This window comes from Nesterenkonia massiliensis (genome assembly GCF_000455245.1).
Taxonomy (GTDB): Bacteria; Actinomycetota; Actinomycetes; order Actinomycetales; family Micrococcaceae; genus Nesterenkonia; species Nesterenkonia rhizosphaerae.
Window position 1 is genome coordinate 80,683 of sequence record NZ_HG005170.1, and the last position, 4,745, is coordinate 85,427.

Annotated in this window: 4 protein-coding genes and 1 tRNA gene; 3 read left to right on the forward strand and 2 right to left on the reverse strand. The window is 63.4% G+C overall.

From position 1 onward, the window contains the following. The 3 genes from TX78_RS09940 to TX78_RS09950 form a co-directional block, all read left to right on the forward strand. Window positions 1-1,324 (forward strand): S8 family serine peptidase (locus TX78_RS09940; RefSeq protein ID WP_233722237.1); only part of this gene is annotated, 1,324 nt, incomplete at its 5' end. 33 nt (window positions 1,325-1,357) lie between these two features. Next, a complete protein-coding gene (locus TX78_RS09945; RefSeq protein ID WP_044495967.1) occupies window positions 1,358-2,740 on the forward strand; it encodes an NAD(P)/FAD-dependent oxidoreductase in 1,383 nt (460 codons plus the stop codon). A 55-nt stretch (window positions 2,741-2,795) separates the two neighbouring features. Further along, a tRNA-Leu gene (locus tag TX78_RS09950) sits at window positions 2,796-2,869 on the forward strand. 176 nt (window positions 2,870-3,045) lie between these two features. On the opposite strand, the gene TX78_RS09955 is transcribed toward TX78_RS09950, so the two are convergent. Beyond that, window positions 3,046-3,897 (reverse strand): carbohydrate ABC transporter permease, encoded by an 852-nt coding sequence (locus TX78_RS09955; protein ID WP_044495968.1) that lies wholly within the window; start codon window positions 3,895-3,897, stop codon window positions 3,046-3,048. Beyond that, window positions 3,894-4,745, reverse strand: an 852-nt coding sequence (locus TX78_RS09960; protein ID WP_222704270.1) for a carbohydrate ABC transporter permease, incomplete at its 5' end; no start/stop codon positions are given. The genes TX78_RS09955 and TX78_RS09960, both read right to left, overlap by 4 nt.

Below are 4,745 nucleotides of genomic sequence, written 5' to 3' on the forward strand. Positions count from 1 at the left end.
GACCGTTGCGGTGATCGATACCGGAATCGATGCCTCCCACCCCGCTCTCGAAGGCGCAGTGGTGGGCGGTACCGATGTCTCCGGCGGCGGAACCTCCGCCGGGGGACCGGTGCAGCAGACCGCCACTGAACACGGCACCCTGGTGGCCTCATTGTTGGCCGGCCGCGGCCAGCCCTCGGAAGACTCCGGCACGGAGCAGGAGACCCTGCAGGAAATGTCGGAAGAAGAATGGGACGAATGGTTCGATGACTTCCTCGCCGACCTGGAGGACACCTACGGCGAGGACTGGGAGGAAGAGGTCGACCAGGAACTGCTCGATGAGTTCTATGAGACCCGCCAGTTCCCCGGTATGGAGGAGTTGGATGAGGATCAGCCCGAAGAGGACCTTCCCGGAGTGGACGAGGACCGACCCGCCGGCGTCGTCGGTGTTGCCCCCGAGGCTGATCTGCTCTCAATCTCACTGGTGCTGGAGGACCCCAACCCGCACGGTCCCAGCACTGAGGATCAAATCGCGCAGGCGGTGACCTGGGCGGTGGACAACGGCGCCGACATCATCAACATGTCCATCGGTTCCGGCATGCAGGACTGGCCGGAGACCTGGGATGAGGCCTTCCTCTACGCCGAAGAAAATGACGTACTGGTGGTGGCAGCCTCCGGCAACAGGGCTTCGGGACACTATTCAGTAGGTGCACCGGCGACTATCCCCGGTGTGCTGACCGTGGCGGGTGTGGATGAGGATCGCAATATCAGCGCAGAGTCCTCATCACAGGGCATCGCCATTGATATTGCCGCAGTCTCCGAGCCCTTGGTGGGTGCACTGCCAGGAGGAGGCTACGCGATGTGGACCGGTACCTCCGGGGCGGCCCCCATCGTCGCTGGTGCCGCAGCCCTGGTGATGTCAGCACACCCGGAGCTCTCCGCTCAAGAGGTCAAGCACCGTCTGCTCAGCACTGCCGATTCCGCCGGATCCGCCGGCATCGATCCTGAATACGGCCATGGCGTGCTCAATGTGGCCGAGGCAGTCTCCGGTGAGGTGCCGGCGTTCATCGCCGCGGATTACGAGACCCTGCAGGAATGGATCCGTATTCACCGCCGCGCCGAAGTGGACACCGACTCCCATGAGGACATCCCTGAGGACTCCGGCGTTGTGGCCGGACCCGAAGGTGAGCCGCGCGATCTTCCGCGCGCCGCAGATACCCGCACCGCCCAGGACTGGGCAGGACCACTCACCCTCGGGGCTGCAGCCCTGGCCGTCGTCGTGCTGATGACGGTGGCTGTAGTGCACCTGCTCTCCCGCCGGGATGGCAGCGGCCAGCACGACTGAAACCCACACCCAATAGCGACTAGGATGGCTCCTATGGCACTCAAGCTCTCAGAGAAACCCCGAATCCTGCTTGTAGGCGGCGGCTATGTCGGCCTGATCGTTGCACAGCAGCTGCAGAAGAAGGTCAAAGCAGCCGGCGGCATCGTCACCCTGGTGGACCCGCTTCCCTACATGACCTACCAGCCCTTCCTGCCGGAAATCGTGGGCGGCCACATCGAAGCGCGCCACGCATTAGTCTCCCACCGTCGCCATCTGAAGGACACCGAGGTGATCACCGGCAAGGTCACCTCCGTCGATCACGAGGCAAAGATCGCCATGGTCGCCCTCGACGGTGGCACCAGCGTTGAGGTGCCCTACCAGGACATCGTGATGGGTGCAGGCGCCAATACCCGTACTTTCCCCATTGAGGGCCTTGCAGAGCACGGCATCGGTCTGAAGACCATTGAAGAGGCCGTGAGCCTACGCAATAAGATCTTGGAACGCCTCGAGAGCGCCTCCACCATGACTGATGAGGCAGCCAAGCGTCGTGCCCTGAGCTTTGTGGTGGTAGGCGGCGGCTTCGCCGGAATCGAGACGATCGCGGAGATGGAAGACATCATCCGCGATGCGGTCAAGCACAACCCACGGCTGAGCCAGTCCGATGTTCGCCTCGTGCTGGTGGAAGCCATGGGCCGCATCATGCCTGAGGTTGGCGAAGACCAAGCCGTCGGCGTGGTGGAGCACCTGCGTGGGCGCGGCGTCGAGGTACTGCTGAACACCTCCCTGAGCTCCGCTGTAGACGGTGAGCTGGTGCTGATCTCTATGAAGGACAAGTCCGAGGTTGACCGCTTTGAAGCCGACACCCTGGTCTGGACAGCCGGCGTGGCAGCCAACGCCGTGGCGCGTTCCTCCAGCTTCCCGGTGGACGAGCGCGGCCGCATCACCGCCTCCGCCACCCTGCAGATCATCTCCGAAGAAGGGGACGTCATCCCCGGTGCTTGGACCGCCGGTGACATAGCTGCTGTTCCGGATCTCACCGGTGCTGGGCCGGGCGGTTTCTGCGTGCCTAACGCACAGCACGCTCTGCGCCAGGCCAAGCTGCTGGCGAAGAACCTTTTCTCAGTGCGCTACGGCAACGGCGAGATCAAGGAATACAAACACGACTCGCTGGGTGCAGTCGCTGGTCTGGGCACATATAAGGGTGTCGGCAACCCGATGGGCATCAAGCTCAAGGGCGTGTTCGCTTGGGCTGCGCACCGCGGGTACCACGGCTATGCAATGCCCACCCTGGAGCGTAAGCTGCGCGTGGTCGGCGGTTGGGCCAACGAGTTCGTCTTTGGCCGCGACATTGCCGAGGTGCGCAACCTGGACACCCCGCGTAAGGCCTTCTTCGAGGCCGCCGGCGGCAATAAGAAGAAGGCAGCAACCAAGAGCTGAGCGCCTTGCGCTCCTCTACGATGGAAGGGCCGTGGCCGCGCGGCCCTTTTGTCGCCCCCCTATAGCCCAATTGGCAGAGGCAGCAGACTTAAAATCTGCAAAGTCTGGGTTCGAGTCCCAGTGGGGGGACTCAGCTGGGCGGCGCGACTGGTGCGGATCAGGACAATGCCCAGGAACAGGGCGACGACGGCAGCCATCGCCAGCGGTACCGCTGGCGGCCAGCGGTCCACCCCCACCGACTACCTGAGCATGGGCTGGGCAAATCGTGAGTGAACGGTGGGTGGATCTCCCGGCGCGGCGGTGCCCTACCCCTTGACCGCACCGGCGGTGAGACCCGAAACGATCCGGCGCTGAAAGATCAGCGCCATGATGATCATTGGGATGGTCACCACCACACAGGCCGCTGTGATGGTGCCGATAGGTCGCTGGAACTCCACCGCTCCGGTGAACGCGGCAATAGCGACCGGCACTGTCTGGGCGACCTCCGCGTTGCGCGGCGCAAAAGTTGAGGCCAGCAGGAACTCATTCCAGGCGGAGACAAAGATGATGATTGCCGCGGCGAAGACCCCAGGGGCTGCCAGCGGGAAGATGATCTTGTAGAAGGCCTGGAACGGCGTCGCCCCATCCATCTTTGCCGCCTCCTCCAGATCCCGTGGGATTGCGGCGAAGAAGGTGGTGAGGATGAAGATGGTCAGCGGCAGGGTGAAGGACGTGTACGGGATGTAGAGGCCTTCCCAGGTGTTGAGCAGGCCCAGGGTCCTCCAGACCTCATAGAGCGGAGGCACCAGCGCCACCGGAGGAAACAGCGAGACCGCCAGCACCCCGGAGAGCCACAGCAGCTTGCGCTTCAGCGGCAGCCGCGCGATGGCGTAGGCCGCCAGCGAGCCCACGATGACGCACAGGATGGTGGTCATGCCTGCCACCGCAAAGGAGTTTCGCAGGTTCAGGTGAAAGTCCTGGCTGAAGACCGCGATGTAGTTCTGCAGGCCGAAGGGACCCTGGAACAGGTTCGGGCTGTTCAGTGCACGGTCGCCGATCTTCAAAGAGGTCATGATGAGCCAGAAGAACGGAAAGAGGCACCACAGCAGAATGATGCCCAGCAGCAGAGTCCTGCCCCAGAGGGCCCCGGCGCCGGTGGAGGTTCTCGCGCGCGTCATCGCTCATCCCTTCCCAGGACCAGATCGCGTCCCAGCATGATCACAAACAGCATCCCAATGACCATGATCACCATGAATGTCAGAGTGGACAGCGCAGAGCCGACGCCGGGATCCGGAGTCTGCACCACGTAGCGCTGGACCAGCATGGATAGCGACTCTGTGCCGAAGGCCCCGCTGGTCATCACCTCCGGCAGGTCGTAGACCCGCAGCGCCTCCACTGTCCGGAACAGCAGCGCCACCAGAATCGCTGGACGCAGCAGCGGAAGGGTGACTGACCAGAAGCGGCGGAACGGGCCGGCACCGTCTACCCGAGCGGCCTCGTGCAGCTCACTTGGAATGGTCTGCAGCCCCGCCAGCAGCAGCAGCGCCACAAAGGGTGAGGTCTTCCACACATCAGCAAAGATCACCGCGAATGCCGCCGTGCCCGACTGCCCCAGCCAGTTGATGTCACCCAGCCCCAGCAGATTGTTGATGAAGCCGGGATTCACATTGAACATGAAGAACCACATCTGAGCGGCTACCACGGTGGGAATCACCCACGGAATCAGGATCGAGGCGCGCGTGATGCCCCGGCCGCGGAAGGCCTGGTTCATCAGCAACGCGAATCCCAGACCGATGAGGAACTCCAGGGCCACCGAGGCCACCGTAAAGTAGACGGTGAACCACAGGGCTTCGTAGAAGCGCGGAGAGGCCAGGACGGTCAGGTAGTTCTCAAACCCCGCCCACCCGTTGTACTGCCGGCGCGTATAGTCCTGAAAGCTGACGACGACGGCGTAGATCACCGGGAAGAGTGCCACCAGCGCCATCAGTCCCACGGCCGGGGTCACGAACAGTCTGGCGAGGGCGCG

Bases quoted from the DNA above. Each gene is read 5' to 3' on its own strand.
- TX78_RS09945 (WP_044495967.1), top strand. From the start codon at position 1,358: ATGGCACTCAAGCTCTCAGAGAAACCCCGAATCCTGCTTGTAGGCGGC.
- TX78_RS09955 (WP_044495968.1), bottom strand. From the start codon at position 3,897: ATGACGCGCGCGAGAACCTCCACCGGCGCCGGGGCCCTCTGGGGCAGG.